The 20,216-nt window shown below is 73.3% G+C and carries 15 protein-coding genes; 8 read left to right on the plus strand and 7 right to left on the minus strand.

The window, feature by feature from the left end; all coding sequences use genetic code 11:
* Positions 1–285 precede the first annotated feature (285 nt).
* Complete coding sequence (locus tag OHA84_RS09545) at positions 286–1,413, plus strand: lytic polysaccharide monooxygenase (RefSeq protein WP_266972174.1); 1,128 nt, start codon at positions 286–288, stop codon at positions 1,411–1,413.
* A gap of 96 nt (positions 1,414–1,509) precedes the next feature.
* On the opposite strand, the gene OHA84_RS09550 is transcribed toward OHA84_RS09545, so the two are convergent.
* Complete coding sequence (locus OHA84_RS09550; RefSeq protein ID WP_053679262.1) at positions 1,510–2,373, minus strand: triacylglycerol lipase; 864 nt, start codon at positions 2,371–2,373, stop codon at positions 1,510–1,512.
* Between the two features lie 177 nt (positions 2,374–2,550).
* On the opposite strand from OHA84_RS09550, the gene OHA84_RS09555 reads away from it, so the two are divergent.
* Positions 2,551–3,648: an acyl-CoA dehydrogenase family protein gene (locus OHA84_RS09555; protein ID WP_159041410.1), complete on the plus strand. Its 1,098-nt coding sequence runs from the start codon at positions 2,551–2,553 to the stop codon at positions 3,646–3,648.
* Between the two features lie 30 nt (positions 3,649–3,678).
* Here OHA84_RS09555 and OHA84_RS09560 read toward each other — a convergent pair whose 3' ends face one another.
* Entirely contained in the window at positions 3,679–4,698 is a 1,020-nt protein-coding gene (locus tag OHA84_RS09560; RefSeq protein WP_266972171.1) for a hypothetical protein, read from the minus strand.
* Positions 4,695–8,261 (minus strand): DNA polymerase III subunit alpha, encoded by a 3,567-nt coding sequence (locus OHA84_RS09565; protein WP_266972169.1) that lies wholly within the window; start codon positions 8,259–8,261, stop codon positions 4,695–4,697. Before OHA84_RS09565 ends, OHA84_RS09560 begins: the two co-directional genes overlap by 4 nt.
* 215 nt (positions 8,262–8,476) lie before the next feature.
* On the opposite strand from OHA84_RS09565, the gene OHA84_RS09570 reads away from it, so the two are divergent.
* Positions 8,477–9,580, plus strand: coding sequence for a DUF3533 domain-containing protein (locus OHA84_RS09570; RefSeq protein ID WP_266951126.1), 1,104 nt, complete (start codon positions 8,477–8,479; stop codon positions 9,578–9,580).
* 37 nt (positions 9,581–9,617) lie between these two features.
* Here OHA84_RS09570 and OHA84_RS09575 read toward each other — a convergent pair whose 3' ends face one another.
* Genes OHA84_RS09575 through OHA84_RS09585 form a run of 3 tightly spaced genes read right to left on the minus strand, consistent with a single transcriptional unit; the run spans position 9,618 to position 13,370 of the window.
* Positions 9,618–10,028 (minus strand): hypothetical protein, encoded by a 411-nt coding sequence (locus OHA84_RS09575; protein WP_266972167.1) that lies wholly within the window; start codon positions 10,026–10,028, stop codon positions 9,618–9,620.
* A gap of 40 nt (positions 10,029–10,068) precedes the next feature.
* Positions 10,069–11,844 carry an amidohydrolase gene (locus OHA84_RS09580; protein ID WP_266972165.1) on the minus strand — a complete coding sequence of 592 codons (1,776 nt, stop codon included), beginning with the start codon at positions 11,842–11,844 and terminating at the stop codon, positions 10,069–10,071.
* Positions 11,845–11,888: 44 nt separating this feature from the next.
* Positions 11,889–13,370, minus strand: a complete 1,482-nt coding sequence (locus OHA84_RS09585; RefSeq protein ID WP_078998972.1) for a cytosine permease — start codon at positions 13,368–13,370, stop codon at positions 11,889–11,891.
* Between the two features lie 156 nt (positions 13,371–13,526).
* Between OHA84_RS09585 and OHA84_RS09590 the strand changes: the two genes are divergently transcribed.
* Positions 13,527–14,132, plus strand: a complete 606-nt coding sequence (locus OHA84_RS09590; RefSeq protein ID WP_266972163.1) for a TetR/AcrR family transcriptional regulator — start codon at positions 13,527–13,529, stop codon at positions 14,130–14,132.
* Positions 14,133–14,534: 402 nt separating this feature from the next.
* Positions 14,535–15,437: an alpha/beta fold hydrolase gene (locus tag OHA84_RS09595; RefSeq protein WP_053679248.1), complete on the plus strand. Its 903-nt coding sequence runs from the start codon at positions 14,535–14,537 to the stop codon at positions 15,435–15,437.
* A 30-nt stretch (positions 15,438–15,467) separates the two neighbouring features.
* Here the strand turns inward: OHA84_RS09595 and OHA84_RS09600 are convergent, their stop codons facing one another.
* Positions 15,468–16,655 (minus strand): hypothetical protein, encoded by a 1,188-nt coding sequence (locus OHA84_RS09600; protein WP_266972160.1) that lies wholly within the window; start codon positions 16,653–16,655, stop codon positions 15,468–15,470.
* Between the two features lie 306 nt (positions 16,656–16,961).
* On the opposite strand from OHA84_RS09600, the gene fxsA reads away from it, so the two are divergent.
* Genes fxsA through OHA84_RS09615 form a run of 3 tightly spaced genes read left to right on the plus strand, consistent with a single transcriptional unit; the run spans position 16,962 to position 20,196 of the window.
* Positions 16,962–17,126: an FxSxx-COOH cyclophane-containing RiPP peptide gene (gene fxsA / locus OHA84_RS09605; protein ID WP_159041409.1), complete on the plus strand. Its 165-nt coding sequence runs from the start codon at positions 16,962–16,964 to the stop codon at positions 17,124–17,126.
* Between the two features lie 29 nt (positions 17,127–17,155).
* On the plus strand, positions 17,156–19,420 hold the full coding sequence (fxsB, locus tag OHA84_RS09610) for a radical SAM/SPASM protein FxsB, inactivated metallohydrolase extension form (protein WP_266972158.1): 2,265 nt from the start codon (positions 17,156–17,158) through the stop codon (positions 19,418–19,420).
* Positions 19,417–20,196 (plus strand): aminoglycoside N(3)-acetyltransferase, encoded by a 780-nt coding sequence (locus tag OHA84_RS09615; RefSeq protein WP_053679242.1) that lies wholly within the window; start codon positions 19,417–19,419, stop codon positions 20,194–20,196. Before fxsB ends, OHA84_RS09615 begins: the two co-directional genes overlap by 4 nt.
* The last annotated feature ends 20 nt before the right edge of the window (positions 20,197–20,216 follow it).

The following is a 20,216-nucleotide window of genomic DNA, read 5'->3' on the forward strand; positions in this document are numbered from 1 at the left end:
AGGTCCCGGGGCCCGGCCCCGAGGCGGTACGGACGTGTTCCGGAGGCTGCACGGACGTGTTCCTGAGGTGGCGCTTGTCCCTGCCTTAAGCGCGCCCTAAGGATCTCCGATCGGCGCCGGATCCGGGCCGAACGGGGCTTTCGGGAGGCTAGCTTGGCCGAGCCGGGGAGGGCCCCGGGCGGCGCCGCGACCCGTGAGGGACGGCCGTCGGCCCGGCCGACTCGCACCGGCCCGCCCCTGACGCGCTCAGCCCGTTCCGCCGCCTTGCCCAGAGGAGTTCCATCCATGCGCCACGCACGCCGTACCGCCGCCCGAATCGCCGCCGTCGGCCTGGCCCCGCTCGCGGTGGCCGCGTACGCCGCCGTGCCCGCGGCCGCCCACGGTTCGATGACGGACCCGGTCAGCCGGGTGGCGGCGTGCTACGCGGAGGGCCCGGAGTCCCCGAAGTCGGCGGCCTGCAAGGCGGCGGTGGCGGCGAGCGGGGCGCAGGCGTTCTACGACTGGAACGCGGTGAACATCGCCAACGCGGCCGGGCAGAGCAAGTCCCTGATCCCGGACGGGCAGTTGTGCTCCGCGGGCAACGCCAAGTACAAGGGCCTGGACCTGCCCCGCGCCGACTGGCCGGCCGGTTCGATGACCTCGGGCGCGCACACCTTCCGCTACAAGGGCACCGCCCCGCACAAGGGGTCCTTCGAGCTGTACGTGACGAAGGACGGCTACGACCCGACGAAGCCGCTGAAGTGGTCCGACCTGGAGTCGAAGCCGTTCGTGAAGGTCACCGACCCTGGCATGCGCAACGGTGACTACGTCTTCTCCGGCACCGTCCCGAAGAAGACGGGCCGCCACCTCGTCTACAGCGTGTGGCAGCGCTCGGACAGCCCGGAGGCGTTCTACAGCTGCTCGGACGTGGTCTTCGGCAAGGACAACGGCGCGGGTGCCGGCACCGGCGGCGGCGCGCAGCCCACGGGCAAGCCGAGCACCGGTACGGGAACAGGCACCGGTACCGGTACCGGTCCGAGCGCGAAGCCGAGCGCCGGTGGGAGCGGCAAGCCGTCGAAGGCGCCCGGCAAGCCGGGCACCAAGCCCGGTACGGGCGTGCCCGGCACCGACGAGGACTGCCCCCTGGCCAAGGCGCCCACGGACCAGCAGATCGCGGCCGGCGCGGTCAAGTCCTCCGTGGAGCACCACGGTCACGGTGACGACGACGCGAAGACCAACACCGGGAACGCCGCCGCTCCCCTCCTCGCCTCGGAGGCACCCGTGACCCCGAAGGACGGCAACCTCGCGGAGACGGGCGGCAACAGCGCCACCCCGACGATCGCGATGGCCGGGGCCGGCGCCCTGGCCGTCGGCGCGGCCGCGCTGTTCGTGGCGGCCCGCCGCCGGAGCGCCGCGGGCCGCCACGGCCGCTAGGTCCTGTCGCCTAAGTGGCGCCGCGGGCCAGGCGGGACCTTGACGACAGGGCCCAGGCCGTCCGTCAGGCCGTCCGGACGGACCGCCCGTGCCTCGTCACTCGAAGATCGAGGCGCAGGTGGTCCGTTCGGCGTGTGCCGGGTCGAGTGCGTTGAGCGCCTCGTGCCAGGCGATGCGGTCGGTCAGGCCGATGGTCACGTGCTCGGAGAGGTCCAGGGCGCACAGGTCCTGGAGCACGACGTTGCGCACGTTCGCCCCGTCGAGGAAGGCGCTGCGGTAGGGGGTGACCACCTCGTCGTAGCGGGTCGCGATCACGGTGTACTTCACGCCCGGGACGGTGTCCCCGCCCTCGTTGAGGCGGGTGATGAAGGCCGAGCCGGCGATCTGGTCGGCCAGGCCGGGGGTCGAGGCGCTGATCAGGTCCTCGGCGCCGGGGAAGTACGGGAGCAGGCGCGTCAGCCCGCTCAGGGTGGTGCCGTGGTTGTCGGGGGCGAGTCCGACGAGGGCGTTGACCTTGGCGGCGCCGCCCAGGAACTTCAGGTAGTGGCGCGGCATCATGCCGCCCTGTGAGTGGCCGACGATGTCGGTCTTGGCGGCTCCGGTGGCGGCGAGCACCTTGTCGACGAACACGTCGAGTTGGGCGGCGGACTTCTCGATGGGGCCGAGGCCGTGGAAGAAGGGGACGCCGGGGAGCTGCCCGTAGTCGAGGGAGTAGACGCAGTAGCCGCGGTTCACGAGGTACGGGGCGAAGCCGAGCCAGTTGTCGACGGAGTTCCCGAGGGTGCCGTGGACGAGGACGACGGGGCGGGGGTGTGCGGCCGTCGGCCGACAGGACCAGTTGTTCCAGCCGCTGCCGGGCGCCGACGCGGCCTGCGCGGCGGGGGTGGTGGGGGCGATGAGCGCGGCGGTGGTGAGGGCGAGGACGGCCAGCGGGCGGAGCAGTCGTCTCCAGGGCAGCATCGTGTGATCTCCTTGCGGGTCAAGGGGAAAGGGCGTGGGGGTTCGTCCCGTGATCCGGATCACAAGGGGGGCTGCTGCCGTTAAATTACGGGCGAGTAGCAAGACTTGGAAGTTACGCGTCGGTAAAAACTCGCGTGTCGAGGCTCCCGCCGGCCCCGCACCAGAAGAATGACCCGCATGCACACGGTCCCCGGCGCCGGAACCGCACTGGCCACCCCGCCCGACCTGGCGGTCGATCCGTTGGTCGCCGCCGTCACCGAGACCGCGGTGCGCGTGTTGCGCCCGTGTGTGGAGGAGACCGCCGAGGCGGGGGTGCCGCGTTCGCACCTCGACGCGCTCGCGGCGTGTGGAGCGTACGGGCTGATCGCATACGAACCGGATCCCGCGAGCGGGGTCGGGGCGCGGCGGGTGACGCGGGAGGTGCACGAGCTGCTGGCCGCCGCCGATCCGTCGACGTGGTTCGTGTGGACGCAGCACCACGCCCTGGCCAAGGGGCTGTTGCGCGGTGGTGACGCGGCGCTCGGGGAAGCGTGGTTGCCGGCCCTGGCGCGCGGAGACCGGCGGGCCACGGGCGGTTTCGCCTTCCTGCGCCATCCGCGACCGCCCGTCACCGCGGAGCGGGAGTCGGGCGGGTGGCGGTTGTCGGGGCGGGTGCCGTGGATGACGGGCTGGGGGCTGACCGACGTGGTGTACCTGGGCGCCCTCACGTCGCGGGACGAGGTGCTGTTCGCGCCGGTGGACTGCGCCCCGGGGGCCGGGCTGGCGTCGGCGCCGTCGGCTCCGCTGTGGGCGATGCGGGGGACGCGCACGGCGGCCGTCGAGGTCCGGGACGTGTTCGTGCCGGACGCCGAGGTGGTGGTCCGGGAGCCGCGGGCCGACTGGGTGCGGGCGTACGACCTGGAGAACGCCGACGCCCAGCCCGCCGTCTTCGGGCAGTTGCGCGCCACCGCGGACTTCCTGCTCGACTGCGAGGGCTACGAGGACCTCGGGCTGCGGATCGCGGACCGGGCGGCCCGGCTGCGCGCCGAGGCGTACGCGCTGCGGGACGAACTACCGCCCGGGGAACGGCCCGCGGACCGGCTGCGACTGCGGGCCGAGAGCCTGGACCTGGCCGTACGGGCCGCCGCGGCCTGCGTGGCGGTGGCCGGCGGGCGCGCGATCCAGTACGGCAACACGGCGGGTCGGCTCTCGCGGGAGGCGCAGTTCCACCTGATCCAGGCCCAGACCGGCGGGCTCAAGCGCGAGGTGGCCCGGCTGATGGTGGACGGGCCCTGATCCACCGGCCGGGCCCCGGGGCCCGTCGGGTCACGAGGCCCTGCCGAGGCCGGCGGGATGCCGGACCGTGGCCGCCCCGAAGGTGGCCGCCGGGCGGACCGTGCCCGCGCCGAAGCGGGCGTTGGCCCGGTCGACGGCCGCCTCCACCGTCAGCCGGGATTCCCGTACCGGGTCCAGGGAGATCTGCCGGGCCACGCGTTCGGCGCCGGTCAGGTCCTCGGCCCGCAGCACCATCCCGGTCAGTCGGGCCCGTTGCAGGCCCGCCGCGTCCATCAGCCGGTACGCCGCGGTGCGCAGGTCCTCGTCGTGCGCGGAGGGTTCCGCGAGCCGCCGGGTCTTCTCCCAACGGGTGCCGCCCGCGAAGCGCAGGGTCAGGGACAGGGAGCGGGCCGCCTGGCGGCGCCCGCGCAGGAGCGCGCCGAGCCGGACGACCAGGGCGAGCAGGGTGGCCCTGGCGTGCGGGCCGTCCAGTTCCTCCCGGGTGAACCCGCTTCTGACGGCGGCCGAGGAGGGCAGGTCGCGGGGGGTCACCGGGCGCGGGTCGATGCCCCGGGCGCGCTCGGCGACCAGCCGGCCGGTCCGCTTGCCCAGGATCCGTTCGACGACGCCGGGCGGGACCCGGGTGAGGGCTCCCACGGTGTGCAGTCCGTACCCGCGCAGCGCCTCGGCCTGTCGGGAGCCGAGCCCGTACAGCGCCTCCACCGGCAGCGGCCCGAGGAATCCGGCCACCGCGTCGGGGTCGTCGGGGACGGCCAGGATCCCGCCGGGGCCCGGGATCCGGGCGGAGGCCATGGCCGCGAGGGCCCAGGTCGCGGCGACCCCGATCCGCACGTCCGTGCCCAGCCGGGCCACCGCGCGCAGTCGGACCACCTCGGCGATCCGGGCGGCCTCGATGCCGAAGTACCGCTGGGCTCCCCGTGCCTGGACCAGGGCGGCGCGGGGCGGCAGGGCCTGGACGAGCGGGGAGAACTCCCGCAGCAGTTCCAGGACCTCCCGGTAGCCCTCACCGGTGAGGGTCGGGGCGCACCGTACGTGCAGGATCGCGCTCATCCCGCGCTCCCCGGGCTGGAGTGCCACAGCTTGCGGCCGGTCGCGGCGCCCTCGCCGGGCGGCCGGAGGTCGGCCCACGGGTTCATCTTGTAGCCGTTCGCCAGGTGGATGCGGCGGCCGTCCGGTTCGCCGTCCGGCTGGGGGGCGCGCTCGCGGGCCGGTTCGGACAGTCGGGCGGTGACCGCCTCCAGGCCTTCCTCCCCGCGCAGTTCGACCAGTTCGGACAGGTTCCAGGCGGCCGCTCCGACGATGCTCAGGCTCTGTGGGCCGCGGCGCTGCACGACGCCTCGGACCAGCAGCAGGAAGGAGTGGAAGACGGTGTGGGCGCAGGTCTCGTGGCTGTCGTCGAAGAAGGCCAGGTCGACCAGTCCGGTGCCGTCGTCGAGGGTGGTGAAGATGACCCGCTTCCCGGATCGGATCGGCGGGGTCTGGGTGGCCGCCTTGGCGCCGGCGACCAGTACCGTCCGCCCGTGTTCGACGTCGCGGAGCCGGGCGGCCGGGACCACGCCGAGTTCGGTCAGGAAGGCCTGGTGGTCGCCCATGAGGTGACGGGAGGCGTCCATGCCGAGGACGCCGAGTTCGGCGCTGAGGCGTTCGCCGTCGGTCAGGTCGGGCAGGCCGACGGGTGCGGTGGACCGGCCTCCCTCCAGCGGGAGTTGGGTGTTCGCGCGGGCGCCGGCGGCTCGTTGTGCCCCGTGCAGTTCGGTCAAGTGCAGCAGCAGGTCACGGCGGTTCGCGCCGAAGGCGTCCAACGCGCCGACCTGGGCGAGTCGTTCGGCCACGGGTCGGCCCGGGTGGGCGCGGTCCCAGAAGTCGCGCAGGGAGGCGTAGGGCTGTCCGGCCTCGATCCGGGCCGCCTCGGCCTCGCCGATGCCGTGGACGTCGGCCAGGGCCAGCCGGAGCCCCCACTTTCGCTCGGACACCAGTTCGATACGGTGGGCGACCGCCGACCGGTTCACGTCCAACGGCAGCACCGGCACGCCCCGCCGGCGGGCGTCGGCCAGCAGCAACCGCTTCGGGTACATCCCCGGGTCGTGGGTGAGCAGCCCGGCGTAGAAGGCCGCCGGGTGGTGGGCCTTGAGCCAGGCCGACTGGTAGGTGGGCACGGCGAAGGCGACCGCGTGCGCCTTGCAGAACCCGTACGAGCCGAAGGCCTCCACGATCTCCCAGGTCCGGGCGATCACCTCGGCCGAGTAGCCGCGCGCGCTCGCCGTCGTGGCGAACCAGACCTTGATCCGGCCCTGCGACTGCGGGTCGGACAGTCCGCGCCGCACGCGGTCCGCCTCGTCCCGACCGCAGTCGGTCATGACGTGCACGATCTCGATGATCTGCTCGTGGAAGACCACCACCCCGTACGTCTCGCGGAGCGCGTCCGCAAGGGCCGGGTGCGGGTATCGCGCCGGGGCGCGGCCGTGCCGGGCTTCGATGAAGGGCCGCACCATGTCGGCGGCCACCGGCCCCGGGCGGAAGAGGGAGATGTCGACGACCAGGTCCTGGAAGGTGGCCGGCTGGAGCCGTCCCACCAGGTCCCGCTGGCCCGGGGACTCGATCTGGAAGCAGCCCAGCGTCTCGGCCGAGCGGATCAGCTCGTACGTGGCCGGGTCGCCCGGCGGGACCTGCGCGGGGTCGTCCAGGTCGAGTTCCTCGCCGGTGGCGCGCCGGAGTTCGGCGACGGCGTGGGCCATCGCGGACTGCATCCGCACGCCGAGGACGTCCAGCTTGAGCAGCCCCAGCTCCTCCACGTCGTCCTTGTCGAACTGGGACATCGGGAAGCCCTCGCCGCCGCTCGGGACGACCGGGGTGCGGGAGAGCAGCGAGGCGTCGGACAGCAGGACCCCGCACGGGTGCATGGCGACCCCGCGCGGCAGTGCGTCCAGCGCCTCGACCAGTTCCCAGAGCCGACCGTACGACTCCCCCCGAACGTCGCGCAGTTCGGGGAGTTCGGCGAGGGCCGTGCGGGCGTCGCGGGCCCGGATGTGCGGGAAGGCCTTGGCGAGCCGGTCCACGGCGGCCGGGTCCATGGACAGGGCGGCGCCGACGTCGCGGATGGCGTGCCGGACCCGGTAGGTCTCGGGCATGGACACGGTGGCGACGCGTTCGGCGCCGAACCGGTCGATGATCCGCCGGTAGACGTCCAGCCGGCGGGCGGACTCCACGTCGATGTCGATGTCGGGCAGGACGTGGCGGCGCTTGGACAGGAAGCGCTCCATCAGCAGACCGTTCGCGACGGGGTCGGCGTGCGCGATCCCCAGGAGGTGGTTGACGAGGGACCCGGCGCCGGAGCCCCGGGCGGCCACCCGGATGCCCATGTCCCGTACGTCGTCGACCACTTGCGCGACCGTCAGGAAGTACGAGGCGAAACCGTGGTAGGCGATGACGTCGAGCTCCCGGTGCATCCGGTCCCAGTACGCGTGGTCGTCCGCGTACCCGCGGAGCACCATGCCGGCGGAGGCCCGGGAGGCGAGCACCCGCTGTGCGGTGCGGTGGCCGGCGCCGACGAGCCGGGCCTCGGGGAAGTGCACGGAGCCGATGCCCAGGTCGTCCTCGGGGTCCACGGCGCAGGCGTCGGCGGTGCGCCGGGTCTCGCCGAGCAGCCGGCGCGCGTCGGTGGGGCGCAGACCGGCCGCCCGGGCGATCCGGTCGGCGACCTCGGCCATGGCGGTGGGGTCCTTGAGCCAGCGTTCGCCGCTGTCCAGGCGCTTGCGGGGGTCCACGGGAACCAGGCGGCGGGCCGCGTCGAGGACGTCGGCGACCGGCCCCTGGCCGGGGTCGGCGTAGCGGACGGCGTTGGTGACCACGGCCGGGACGCCCTGCTCGACGGCGAAGCCGACCGTGCGCGCGGCGAGGCGCAGCGAACCGGGGCCCGTGTCGACGTCGGCGCCGGCGCGGCCGTGGTGGACGGCTTCCAGGCGCAGCGCGTCCCCGTACAGCTCCCGCCAGGGCGCGAGCAGCCGCGCGGCCCGGTCGGGGCGGCCCGCGGCCAGCGCCCGGCCGACCTCGGAGTCGGGGCCGAGCAGGACGAACACGCCGCTCAGCCCGAAGGAGCCGAGCGCCTCGCGCAGGGCGTCCCAGGTCACCAGCGGGACCTCGGGGGCGCCCGCGTGGGCGGCGGTGACCAGCCGGCAGAGCTCGGCCCAGCCGGCGGCGCCGTCCCGGGCGAGGAAGACGGCTCGGGCGGCGGACTCGTCGACGAAGGCGCCGCCCCTGACGGGGGTGCGGCGGCGGAAGGAGGCCTCGGCGTGGGAGGTCCCGCCCCCGCCGGACCCCGTACCAACGGAGAACCCCGCACCACCGGAGGACCCGGCGCCACCGGAGGACCCGGCGCCCGCCGGCGAGGCGTCCGCGGCGGGGGCGACCGCGAGGTTCACTCCGAACAGGGGCCGGACCCCGGCCCCCGCGGCGGCCTTCGCGAAGCGCACCGCGCCCGCGAGGGTGTCGCGGTCGGTGAGGGCGAGGGCGTCCATGCCCCGCTCCGCGGCGCGTTCCGCGAGCCGTTCCGGGTGCGAGCCTCCGTAGCGTGCGGAGAACCCCGAAACGGTGTGCAGATGCGTAAAACCAGGCACCCGCGGCCTCCTGCTTCGCTCGATACTCGACCTCCCCTCTCCACCATAGAGCAATTCGAATACGCGTGCGAAACAGTTGTTCGATCACCGGGTGGGAGACCCGTCCGGGAGACCCGTCCCACCCGGTTCCGGGCGGGCCGCGGGACCGGTTCCCGCGTCATCCGTTCGGCCCGCCCCTGCTGCGCCCCTCCCCCGATACGCCGAGCGTGTGAGGCATGACCCAGACCACCTCCACAGGTCCGCCCGGCGGCTTCCTCGCCGAGGTCAAGGACGCCGTGACCGCCCGGGCCGCCCTGCTGGTCCTGGGGGTGCTGGCCCTCCAACTCGCCTTCATCACCTCGTACATCGGGGCCTTCCACCACCCCGTGCCCAGCGAGATCCCCCTCGCCGTGGCCGCTCCCGCGCGAGGGGTCGCCGACCGGTACGCCGAGCAGCTCGACACCCTGCCCGGCACACCGCTCGACGCCCACGCGGTCAAGGACGCGGACACGGCGCTCGCGCGGGTCCGGGACCGCGAGGTGGACGGCGCGCTGATCGTCGACCCGAGCGGCAAGACCGACGAGCTGCTGGTCGCGAGCGGTGCCGGGGCCTCCCTCTCGCAGGCGGTCGAGGAGGTCGTCGGGCGCGCCGAGAAGGCCGCCGGGCGCAGCGTGCGGTTCCGCGACGTGGCCCCGGCCGCCCGGGGCGACGCCCGCGGCCTGAGCTCCTTCTACCTGGTCGTCGGCTGGTGCGTGGGCGGCTACCTGTGCGCCGCGATCCTCGCGATCAGCGCCGGCGCCCGGCCCGCGAACTCCGCCCGCGCCGTCATCCGGCTGGGCGTCCTGCTCGTGTACTCGATCGTCGCCGGGCTGCTGGGCGCGGTCATCGCCGGTCCCGTCCTGGGAGCGCTGTCCGGAAGCATCACGGCCCTGTGGGGCCTGGGCACCCTGGTCGTCTTCGCCGTCGGCGCGCTCACCCTGGCCCTCCAGGGACTGGCGGGCGTGGTCGGCATCGGCCTGGCCATCCTCCTGGTGGTGGTCCTCGGCAACCCGAGCGCGGGCGGCGCCTACCCGTACCCGCTGCTGCCGCCGTTCTGGAGGACCATCGGACCGGCCCTGCCGCCGGGCGCCGGCACGTACGCCGCCCGCTCGATCGCGTACTTCCGGGGCAACGGCGCGGGCGGCCCGATGCTGGTGCTGGCCGGCTGGGCGCTGCTCGGTTCGGCCGTGACCCTGGCCTGCGCGATGTTCCACAAGGGGAAGGCCGGGCCCGCGGTGGGCAGCGGGATCGGCGACGCCCCGCAGGACCCCGCGCCCGCCGGGAGCGGCTCCGACCGGTGACCGGCCCGTCGGCCCGCGCGCGCCCCGACGGCGGCGCTCAGAAGTAGTCGGCCGGGTCGGGGACGCGCAGGAAGCGGGTGGCGAGGTCGACGTCGGTGTCGTGGACGAGGAACCCGAGCCGGTCCCCGTCGGGCGCCCGGTACTCGACCATCTGCATGCCGGGCCGCCAGGAGGACCGGCGGGTCGCGCGGCCCCCGCCGGGCAACTCCACCGCCCGGCGGGCGGGCCGCTTGAAGACCGGCCCGCCGGTCGGGCCCGTGCTCAGCGTCCCGTACACGAAGCCCGCGCGGCCCAGCCCCTCGCGCCATTCGACCCGGCAGGAGAGGGCGGTCCGCACTCCCGCGGCCACCCCGGCGGCCCGGTGCGCGGCCAGCCGGCGACGCGCCAGGTGGACCACTCCCAGACCCGCCGCCGCACCGACGGCCGACCCCACCAGATCGACGAACATGCCCGCGCCCCGCTTCCCGACCGACTCCGATCGGCACAGCCTAGGCGTCGAGCGACACGTCCTGTTCTTCGAACGACACGGCCCGACCCTCGGCCGGCACGGCCCGACCCTCACAACCCACGCCCTGACCCTCGGCCGGCACGCCCTGACCCTCGACCGGCACCTCCTGGGCGGTGTGCACGACCTCCCCCGCCACCACGACGGTCCGCGCGACGGTCCCGGGGATGGACTCCGCCGGGATCTCCAGGATGTTCCGGGACAGCACCACGAAGTCCGCCGCCTTGCCCACCGTCAGGGAGCCGCGCTCGGTGTCGAGGAAGTTGGCGTACGCCGAGCCCATCGTGTAGCCGTGCACGGCGGTGGCCACGTCCACCGTCTCGCCCGGCTGCCACGGGTCGCCGCCGTCCAGCGGCCGGCGCGTCACGGCCGTGTAGATGCCGATCATCGGGTCCATCTCGGCGACGTTCCAGTCGCTGGAGAAGGCCAGCACCGCGCCCGCGTCGTGCAGGCTGCGCATGGGCCACGCCTTGTGCCAGCGCCCCTCGCCCACGTTCTCCGCCCAGTCCTGGCCCGGTCCGGCGATCTCCGGCGCGCAGTGCCGGGGCTGCATGCAGGCCACCACGCCGAGTTCGGCGAAGCGCGGCACGTCCTGGGGGTCCAGGCATTCCACGTGCACCACCTGGTGGCGGGCGTCGCGCGGCCCGTTGACCGCCCGGGCGTGCTCGACGGCGTCGAGGACGGTACGGATGCCCCGGTCGCCCGTGGCGTGCACGAAGCACTGGAAGCCGCGGGCGTCCAGCCCGGCCAGCAGCTCCGCGAACTCCTCGGCCGGGTAGAAGGTCTCGCCCCGGTGGGCCCCGCATCCGGTGTACGGCTCCAACAGCGCGGCCGTGCGCGGCTCCACGACGTCGTCGATGTACAGCTTCAGCGGGCCCACCCGCAGGCGGTCCCCGGAGTACATCCGGGCGCAGGCGGCGAAGAGGTCGAGTTCCTCGTCGCTCGTGCCGCGCGGGTGGAAGAGGGCGGCGACGATCCTGGACCTCAACCGTCCTTCCGCGCGGGCCCGTTCGAAGAGTTCCAGGTCGTCCAGGGAGTTCTGCGGCTCCACCACCGTGGTGATGCCGAAGCGGATCGCGTCGTCGAGGCTCTTGGCGAGCCGCCCGTACTGGCGGTCCGGGGAGGCCCACGGCACGCCCAGCTCGCGCAGCGCCCGGTGTCCGTCGCGGGAGAGTCCCTTGATGGCGAAGTCCTTGACGAAACCGGTGGGTTCGCCCGTGGCGGGATCGACGGCGGCAGTGCCGAAGGGCAGGTCGACGCGGTCGCGGGAGACGCCGAGGCGACGCATGGCGGCGGTGTTCAGCCAGGCCGTGTGGACGTCGTAGGAGAGCACGATCGCGGGGGTGTCGCCGGTGACCGGGTCCAGGTCGGCGGCGGTCGGCATCCGGCCGCCGGGGATGGCGGAGTAGTCGAAGGCCTCGGCCTCGATCCACTGCGCGTCCGGGTGGGCCTCGCGCCATTCCCCGATCCGGTCGAGGATCGCGTCGAGCGTGCGGACCCCGGCGAGTTGGACGCACGCGTCGTCGGAGCCGAGTCGTACGTGGTTGTGGGCGTCGATGAAGCCGGGCAGCACCAGCCGCCCGCCCGCGTCGATGCGCTCGGTGTCGGGTCCGGCCCAGGCCTCGGCCTCGGCGTCCGGGCCCACCCAGACGATGGTGCCGTCGTGGACGGCGAGGGCCTCGGCCTCGGGCAGGTCCGGGTCCACGGTGTGGATCCGGGCCCCGGTGAGCAGCAGGTCGGCGGCGATGGGGTGTGACATGAGGTGGTGCTCCTGTGGCAGCTGAGGGGGATGTGTACGGAGGGTCAGGCGGCCGGGGTGTGGGCGGGTGCGCGCCGGACGAGGGCCCAGTAGGCGAGTCCGGAGACGACCGAGCCGAGGAGGGTGAGGTCGGCGCCGCCGAGGGGGGCCACGAGGGGGCCGGTCCAGAGCTCGGAGTCGCAGGTCAGGGCGGCGAAGAGCATGCCCGCGAGCAGGGCGGCCATGCCCGCGGGGTGGTAGCCGGCCCGGTACCAGTAGGCGCCCGCGTTCCCGGCGTGCAGGGCGTCGGAGTCGTACCGGCAGCGGCGCAGCAGCATGTCGGCGAGGAACACCCCGCCCCAGGGCGCGAACACGATGATCAGCAGGGAGAGGAAGGAGAGCAGGGAGGTCGTGAAGTCGGTGAGGAAGAGCGCGGCGAGCGAGCCGACGGCGGTCACGGCGGCGCTGATCACGATGGCCCGGGAGCGGCTCCACGGGATGCCGAGGACCTGGAGGTTCAGGCTGGAGGAGTAGAGGGTGATGATCGAGTTGGTGACGGAGCCGCCGAGCACGAGCGCCAGGAACACGGTCTGGAACCAGCCCGGCAGCAGGCTCTCGGCGCCCGCGACGGCGTCGGTCATGTCGGTCTGGGTGGCGGCCGCGACGCCCGCGACGCCGAGGGCCACGGAGGAGATGAACCCGCCCGACGCCCCCATCCAGGTGATCGACCTCAGCGAGGTGGTCCGGGGCAGGTAGCGGGTGTAGTCGGCGGGCATCGGCAGGTACGAGAAGGGGCCGGCCAGCATGACGACGAAGGCCAGGCTCCAGCCGGACAGTCCGGGGCCGGCGGCGGGCGCGGAGGTGTCGGCGCCGGGCAGCACGAAGACGAGCAGCGCGCCGAAGCCGACGGCGAGGACGTACGCCATCCAGCGCTCGGCGAACTGCACGGTGGCGTGGCCCCACATGGCGACGGCGAAGGTCAGCGCGAGGGTGACGCCGAGGGCCAGGGCCCGGATCGCCGTGCCCCCGCCGAGGCCGATCTCGGCGAGGAACACCTCCAGTGCCAGGGTGCCGACCACGGTGTTGACGATGGTGTAGCCGATGCTCACCACCCAGTTGAGGACGCCGGCGGGGAAGTTGCCGCGCACCCCGAAGGCGGCGCGGGAGATCACCAGGGTGGCGGTGCCGGTGCGGATGCCGCTGAGCCCGGCGGCGCTGACGGCGAAGAAGGAGAGTCCGCTGAGCACGACCACCAGGGTGGCCTGCCAGAAGGAGAGGCCGAAGGCCACGGCGAGGGCGCCGTTGATCACGTAGGTGAAGGTCAGGTTCGATCCGAACCAGAGCCAGAAGAGGTCCTTGGCGCCGCCGTGGCGCTCGGCGTCCGGGATGGGGTCGATGCCGTGCGTCTCGACCTTGAAGACCTCGTCCTTGAAGACCTCGCCCTTGAAGACCTCGTCGACGTCGGCCGCCGGCTCCGGCCGGCTCGTCCCCTGTCGGCTCGTCCCCCGTCGTCTCGTCTCCGGCCGGCTCGTCTCCTGCTGTGTCATCCGCCGTACCCCTGACCTTGGCACTCTCGGCCCTCCAGGACCTTGAATGGCGTTCTAAGTTCTTGAATGACATTCAAGATGCGCCGCCTCCGGGGGCCACGTCAAGACCCCGTCCGGGATAAGGTCCGACCAGGCAAGATCAGGAAGGCGGGACCGGTGGCGGGAGCGGCGCGGCGGCGCGACGGGCAGATCGCCCAGGAGCGGATGCTGGAAGAGGCCATGACGGTGATCGCCGAGGACGGGCTGGCGACGCTCACCATGTCGGCGCTGGCCGAGCGGCTCGGCACCAGCGGAGGCCACATCCTGTACTACTTCGGCAGCAAGGACCGGCTGCTGCTGGAGGCGCTGCGCTGGAGCGAGACGCAGCTGACCGCCGAACGCACCGAACTGCTGGGCCGCCGGCTCACCACCCACCGCAAACTGGCCCTGTTCGTGGAGCTGTACCTGCCCCGCGGCCCCCGGGATCCGCGCTGGACGCTGTGGATCGAACTGTGGGCCCGCACGCCCTCCAACGAGCCCCTCCAGGTCGCCCAGCAGGAGATCGACGACGGCTGGCAGCGGGACCTGGAGACCCTGCTGGACAAGGGGGTGCGGCAGGGGCGGTTCGCCGCCGACCTGGACGTGCCGGCCCGCGCCTCGGAGCTGCTCGCGCTACTGGACGGACTGAGTACCCGCGTGGTCCTGGGTCAGCGCGGCGCGGAGCGGAACGTGGCCCTGGAGCGGGCCCGCTCGGCGGCGGCCCTGCTGATCCCGCGCCTCTGAAGGTCCCGCGCGCGGGGCGCGCACCGGAGGCCGTCCGGGGTCCCGGCCGGCCACCCCTTCCCCGGCGCGAATGCCGCCACCCCTCGTGACGGGAACTCCTTCATTTCCGCCCGGTCCGAACCGGCGACCCGTTTTCCCGTGTCTCAATTCGACACCCGAAAGCGGAAGGCAGTGCGCCGAGAAAGCCCTTTCCGAAGGGGCAAAGGGGCCATTCCTGCCCGTTCGCGCCCGTTCACGCCCCCCGTGACCACCCTTCTTGACCTGGGCATATGCAAGGGGACCGCAGGCCTCCACATATGCGTGAAAGCATCCCCGAGAATTTCCCGCGAAGTGCGCTCTACCGCACTCCTCTCCCGGCGAGCACAATCACCGTGACGACTCGGACCGTGAGGGAGGGAGCGCGTGCGCCATCAGGTGCGTACCGCCGACGGACGTGCTCTGGCCGTGGAGCGCTGGGGCGATCCCGACGGCAAACCGGTCTTCCTGCTCCACGGCATGCCCGGCAGCAGACTCGGGCCGGCCCCGCGGGGCATGGTCCTCTACCAGCGCCGGATGCAGCTCATCGCCTACGACCGGCCCGGCTACGGCGGCTCCGACCGCCATCCGGGCCGCACCGTCGCCGACGTGGCCCAGGACGTGGCCGCCGTCGCCGACGCCCTGGACCTGGACACCTTCGCTGTGGCGGGCCGCTCCGGCGGCTCCGCGGGAGCCCTGGCCTGCGCCGCCCTGCTCCCGGACCGGGTCACCCGGACGGCGGCCATGGTGGGCCTCGCCCCCCGGGACGCGGAGGACCTGGACTGGTTCGCCGGGATGGCGGACTCGAACGTCCGGGAGTACACCACCGCCGCCGACGACCCCGAGGAACTCGCGGCCCGGCTGACCCCCCGCGCCGCCGGCATCCGCGCGGACCCCGGTCGGCTCCTGGACGAACTGCGCCGGGAACTCACCGACAACGACCGCATGATCGTCTCGGACGCGGGCCTGCGGTCCATGTTGCTGCGCAACTACCGCGAGGGCCTGCGGACCTCCGCGGACGGCTGGATCGACGACGTGCTCGCCTTCAGCCGCCCGTGGGGCTTCGACCCGGCCGACATCCGGACCCCGGTGATGATCTGGCACGGGGAACTGGACGTCTTCTCCCCCGTCGGGCACTCCCGCTGGCTGGCCCGACGGATCCCCGGTGCCACCACCACCATCGACCCGGCCGCGGCCCACTTCGCGGCCCTGCGCGCCCTGCCCGACGTACTGAACTGGCTGCTGCGGGACGTGCCCGCACCCCCGGTCAGCGAACAACTGCCTGCCTGAGGTGCGCGGCGTACGGGACCTCGGCCGCGGTCAGTTGCCCCCGACGACCGGGTTCTCGGGGTCGTAGTTGGTCAGGACGCAGCCCTCGACCCGGGCGCGCTCCAGGCGGTAGCCGGTCGGGGCGGAGAATCCGGGGACGCAGTTCAGGTAGAGGAACTGCTGCTGGTAGAGGCCGAACCGGACGTCCGGGTCGTTGCTCTCGACCGCGACGTTCTCGCCGACCAGCAGCCGGCTCGCCGTGCGCCTGAGCTTGCCGTCGTCCTTGAGGTCCGCCTGCTGGGCGGCCTTGGCCCTGGTCTGGAGCGCCTTCATGTCCCCCACGGTGTCCAGCCAGTTGAGGTGGTGGGCGCGCTGCTCGCCGCCCGGTTCCCCGCACAGGGCCCGGCCGGTGACCCCCCAGTCGAGGGCGTTCCCCTCGACCACGGGCGTGTAGTCGATGGACTCGATCGCCACCGTGTCGGGGTCGGTGGAGAACCGCGTGCAGTCCACGCTGGGCGCCACCAGCTTGCGTAGTTCGGCCACGCTGCCGGCGCGCGCCAACCCGACGCTGCCCTTGGCCGGTTGGCCCGGCTTCTGTCCGCCCGGGTCCTGTGGGGTCTCGAAGTTCGGGCTGCCCTTGCCGTCCTCCGCGTTGACGAAGTCGCTGAGGCCGCACCCTTCGACGAGCGCCTTGTCCATCTTGTAGCCCTTGGGCGCCCAGAAGCTCGGGTTGCAGTACAGGATGCGCAGTTCGGACCGGGCCAGGGCGAGGGCCGACTCGGTCGAGGTCGGGGTGACGACGAAGCCCTTCCCGACGAAGACCCGGCTGAACAGCCCTTGGGAGCCGCCGGAGGACTCCATGACGCTCCGCTTGTAGCGTTCCTGGAACTCCTTCATGTCCGACGGTATGTAGAAGACGAGTTGCCCGTCCTTGGCCGCGTCGCTGCACACGCCCCGTTGCGTCACCGACCACTCGCCGACACCGACGAACTCGGTCAACGGAAGTCGGGGGTCGCCGGGTTGGTCGCTCAGGTCGTCACAGTTGGTGAACTGCCGTACGTACTGCTGCGCACCGGCGAGGGTGACCGGCGCCGGGCCCTTCCCGCCGACCGGCGTCGCCGCGGCTCCGGCGGACGGGGTGGCCCCGGACGCGCCCGGGGCCGGGTCCCCCTCACAGGCGGGGAGCGCGGCGAGGCAGGCGAGGGCGGCGGTCATGGCGAGGATCCGCTGGGTGCGCATGGGGTGCTTCCGTCCGAAACAGCAGGTGGCGAGGGTGACGTGCTCATGCTAGGCGAATCCGCGCACCATGATCCGAATCCCCGGAGGGAGCGGGAAGACATGCCCGGGAAGAAAAGGATCTTGCCGTACGGCAAACGGCCGAATGCGACCCCGCGAGAATTGCGTCACGCTTTCTATAGAACGCTTGACCAGGCGTCATGTCTCGGTTGCCAATGGGGTGTGGACGAGTAAAGTCCACGCTTGACACTGGCGCGCGCCGCTGTCAACCCCCTGCCCATTCCACCCGGCTTCCCCAAGGACGGTGTCGTGAACACTTCCGCAACCCCCCCGACCACCACGGTCAAGACCTCCCGGGTCCCGCTCGACCGCATCGACGTGCACAGCACCTCGGCGGCGACGACACTCGGCCGCGTGTTGCGGACGGAATCCGGTCGTCACGTTCAGGCACCGATCTTCAACTCTGCGCTCTGACAACGAAGTAGGCGCTCTAGACTGGTGGAATGACCGGCCTGATCGCATTTCGCGAGATCGTCCTGAAAGTTCACAGCAGATGCGATCTCGCTTGTGATCATTGCTACGTCTACGAACACGCAGATCAGAGCTGGCGAGCCCGGCCGAAGGTGATCTCCCCCGAGGTGATCGCACACACCGCGTCGCGGCTCGCCGAACATGCCCGTGACCATGCTCTCCCCTCTGTCACGGTGATTCTCCACGGAGGGGAACCCCTGCTGGCGGGCACCGCCCGACTCCGGCTCGTGTGCGAGGAATTCACCCGCGCCCTCGACGGAATCGCCGCCCTGGATCTGCGCATCCACACCAACGGGCTCCAGCTCGGTCACCGCCATCTGGACCTCTTCGCCGAGTACGACGTCCGGGTCGGCATCTCCCTCGACGGGGACCGCGCCGCGAACGACCGCCACCGCCGGTTCGCGGACGGCCGCACCAGCCACCCCCTGGTCCTCGCCGCCGTCGCGCTGCTCCGCTCCGAGCCCTACCGCCACCTCTACCAGGGGCTGCTCTGCACCGTGGACGTGGCCAACGACCCCGTCGCCGTGCTCGACGCCCTCGTGGAGCTGGAGCCCCCCCGGGTGGACTTCCTGCTCCCCCACGCCACCTGGGAGACCCCTCCGGTCCGCCCGGACGGCGCCCCCGACGCGTACGCGCGCTGGCTACTGCGGGTCTTCGACCACTGGGAGCGCCGGGAACGACCCGTCCCCGTACGGCTCTTCGAGTCGCTGCTGTCCACCCTGCGCGGCGGCCCCAGCCTGACGGAGTCCCTGGGTCTGGCCCCGACCGACCTCGTCGTCGTCGAGACCGACGGACAACTGGAGCAGGTCGATTCCCTCAAGACCGCCTTCGAGGGGGCCGCGGCCACCGGCTTCAACGTCTTCGACCACACCTTCGACCAGGTGGCGGCCCACCCCGGGGTGCGCGCCCGACAGCAGGGGCTGTCCGGTGTCAGCGACACGTGCCGGCGCTGCCCCGTCGTACGCTCGTGCGGCGGCGGACTCTACGCCCACCGCTACCGGCCCGACCCCGCCACCGGCGGGAGCTTCGACCACCCCTCCGTGTACTGCGCCGACCTGCGCGAACTGGTGGACGGCGTGGAGGGTCGCACCGCGCGGCGCGAGACCGCCCCGGAACTCACCGACCCGACCGAACTGGCCCGGTCCCAGCAGGAGCTGACCCGGGTGCTGCTGGCCCGGTTGAACGCCGACCGGACGGGTGACCCCGACTGGGCCCGGGCCTGGGAACTGCTGGCGGCCGTGGAGCGGTCCGGGGACGCCGGCGCGGACGCCCTGGACGCCGTCCTGGACCACCCGTTCACCCGGACGTGGGTACTGGCGGCCCTGGACCCGGAGCACGAGGGCCCCCGGGAGGACGCCGGCCCGGCCCGTCGGCTGGCCGCGCTGGCCGCCGCCGCCGTGCTGCGCGGCGGGTTGAACCTGCCCGCCGAGGTGGTCTACCGGGACGGCGAGGTGTACCTGCCGACCCTGGGACTGCTGCGGCTCGGCGAGCCGGGCACGCGGGGGCGAGCCGCGCTCCGCGCCGTCGACGACGGGTACGCCGTACGGGACGGCCGCGCCGAACACCGCTTCGGACCGGCGGCGGGGGACTCGCGCTGGCAGCCCGTACGGACCTGGTCGCCCGGGCCCGACGCGCCGCCGGTGGCCCTGGAGGACCTGGACCCGTACCGCAACTGCTTCGCCCGCCCGCCCCGGCTGCGGCTCGGGGCGGGCGAGGCCGAGGAGTGGCGGGGTCTCCTGGACCGGGCCTGGGCCCTGCTGCACGACACGGTCCCGGAGTTCGCCCGGGCGGCCGCCGCCGGGCTGACCACGCTGACCCCACTGGCCGGCGGACCCCGGGAGCACGGCTGGGGGGAGGCCGGCCGGCACGCCCCCGGGGCGCTCGGCGTCCCGTACGGGGCGGGGGTGCGGGAGACGGCGCTCGCGCTGCTGACCGGCCGCCGCCGGGCCCGCCTGCGCGCGCTGACGGAGGTGGCCGACCTGTACGCCCTGGACGGGGAGTGGCAGCACCCGTCGCCCTGGCGGGAGCGGCCCGTACCGGTCTCCCGACTGCTGGCCGACGTACACGAGCGGGTGGCGGTGGAGGCCTACCGGCGGGCCGTCGCGGGCCCCGAACCCGGCGCCGCCGACCCCATCCACCGGGCCCTGGACCGGCTGTCCGGAGCGGCCGAACTGACCATCACGGGCAAACGCCTGGTGGAGGAGCTGCGCTGGGAACTGAAGGCGGTCGACGCGTGAGCGCCCTCGCCCTCGCCGTCCACCTGCGCCTGCTCGGCGTCCGACCCCGGACCCGGCTGCTGGTGCACGCCGGGCTCGGCGGGACCGGCCTGCGCGCCGAGGTGCTGCGCGACGCCCTGACCGGGGTGCTCGGCCCGCACGGCACGCTGGTGGTGCCGACCTTCACCCCGGAGAACTCCCTCACCTCCAGCGCCCACCTGGCCGGGATCGCCGGGCTGAGCGCGTCCGAGGCGGCGGCGTTCCGCGCCCGGATGCCGGCCTTCGACCCGGCGACCACACCGAGCCAGGGCATGGGCGCCCTGGCCGAGGCCGTGCGCACCGCGCCGGGAGCCGTGCGCAGCGACCACCCGCAGACCTCCTTCGCCGCGCTCGGCAAGGACGCGGAGCGCCTGTGCGCGGGTCATCGGATCGAAAGCCACATGGGCGAGGAGTCGCCTCTGGGAAAGCTGTGCTGGGAGGGAGGGCAGGTACTCATGATCAATGTGGGGTTTTCAGTTTGCACTGCTTTCCATCTCGCGGAGTATCGAATTCCGAAGCCCCCCTTGCGCATGTACGACTGTGTGGTGAAGGTGAACCTTCCGGGGGGTCAGCAGGGGAGGGAATGGACGACGTACGAGGACGTGGCACTGGACGACGGCGACTTCGCGGAGATCGGCGCGACGTTCCCGGATTCACAGGTGCGCAGGGGGCGGGTGGGCGGCGTCTCGGCCCTGCTCTTCTCGATTCCGGATGCCGTCGATCACGCCCTTGACTGGATGACCGAAAACAGATGCTGATTGACTGAACGATGAGGGGA

This window comes from Streptomyces sp. NBC_00513 (assembly GCF_041431415.1).
GTDB lineage: Bacteria > Actinomycetota > Actinomycetes > Streptomycetales > Streptomycetaceae > Streptomyces.

Excerpts from the sequence above, each read along its gene's own strand:
- OHA84_RS09545 (WP_266972174.1), top strand. The coding sequence starts at position 286 with ATGCGCCACGCACGCCGTACCGCCGCCCGAATCGCCGCCGTCGGCCTG.
- OHA84_RS09550 (WP_053679262.1), bottom strand. The coding sequence starts at position 2,373 with ATGCTGCCCTGGAGACGACTGCTCCGCCCGCTGGCCGTCCTCGCCCTC.
- OHA84_RS09555 (WP_159041410.1), top strand. The coding sequence starts at position 2,551 with ATGCACACGGTCCCCGGCGCCGGAACCGCACTGGCCACCCCGCCCGAC.
- OHA84_RS09560 (WP_266972171.1), bottom strand. The coding sequence starts at position 4,698 with ATGAGCGCGATCCTGCACGTACGGTGCGCCCCGACCCTCACCGGTGAG.
- OHA84_RS09570 (WP_266951126.1), top strand. The coding sequence starts at position 8,477 with ATGACCCAGACCACCTCCACAGGTCCGCCCGGCGGCTTCCTCGCCGAG.
- OHA84_RS09575 (WP_266972167.1), bottom strand. The coding sequence starts at position 10,028 with ATGTTCGTCGATCTGGTGGGGTCGGCCGTCGGTGCGGCGGCGGGTCTG.
- OHA84_RS09580 (WP_266972165.1), bottom strand. The coding sequence starts at position 11,844 with ATGTCACACCCCATCGCCGCCGACCTGCTGCTCACCGGGGCCCGGATC.
- OHA84_RS09585 (WP_078998972.1), bottom strand. The coding sequence starts at position 13,370 with ATGACACAGCAGGAGACGAGCCGGCCGGAGACGAGACGACGGGGGACG.
- OHA84_RS09600 (WP_266972160.1), bottom strand. The coding sequence starts at position 16,655 with ATGCGCACCCAGCGGATCCTCGCCATGACCGCCGCCCTCGCCTGCCTC.
- fxsB (WP_266972158.1), top strand. The coding sequence starts at position 17,156 with ATGACCGGCCTGATCGCATTTCGCGAGATCGTCCTGAAAGTTCACAGC.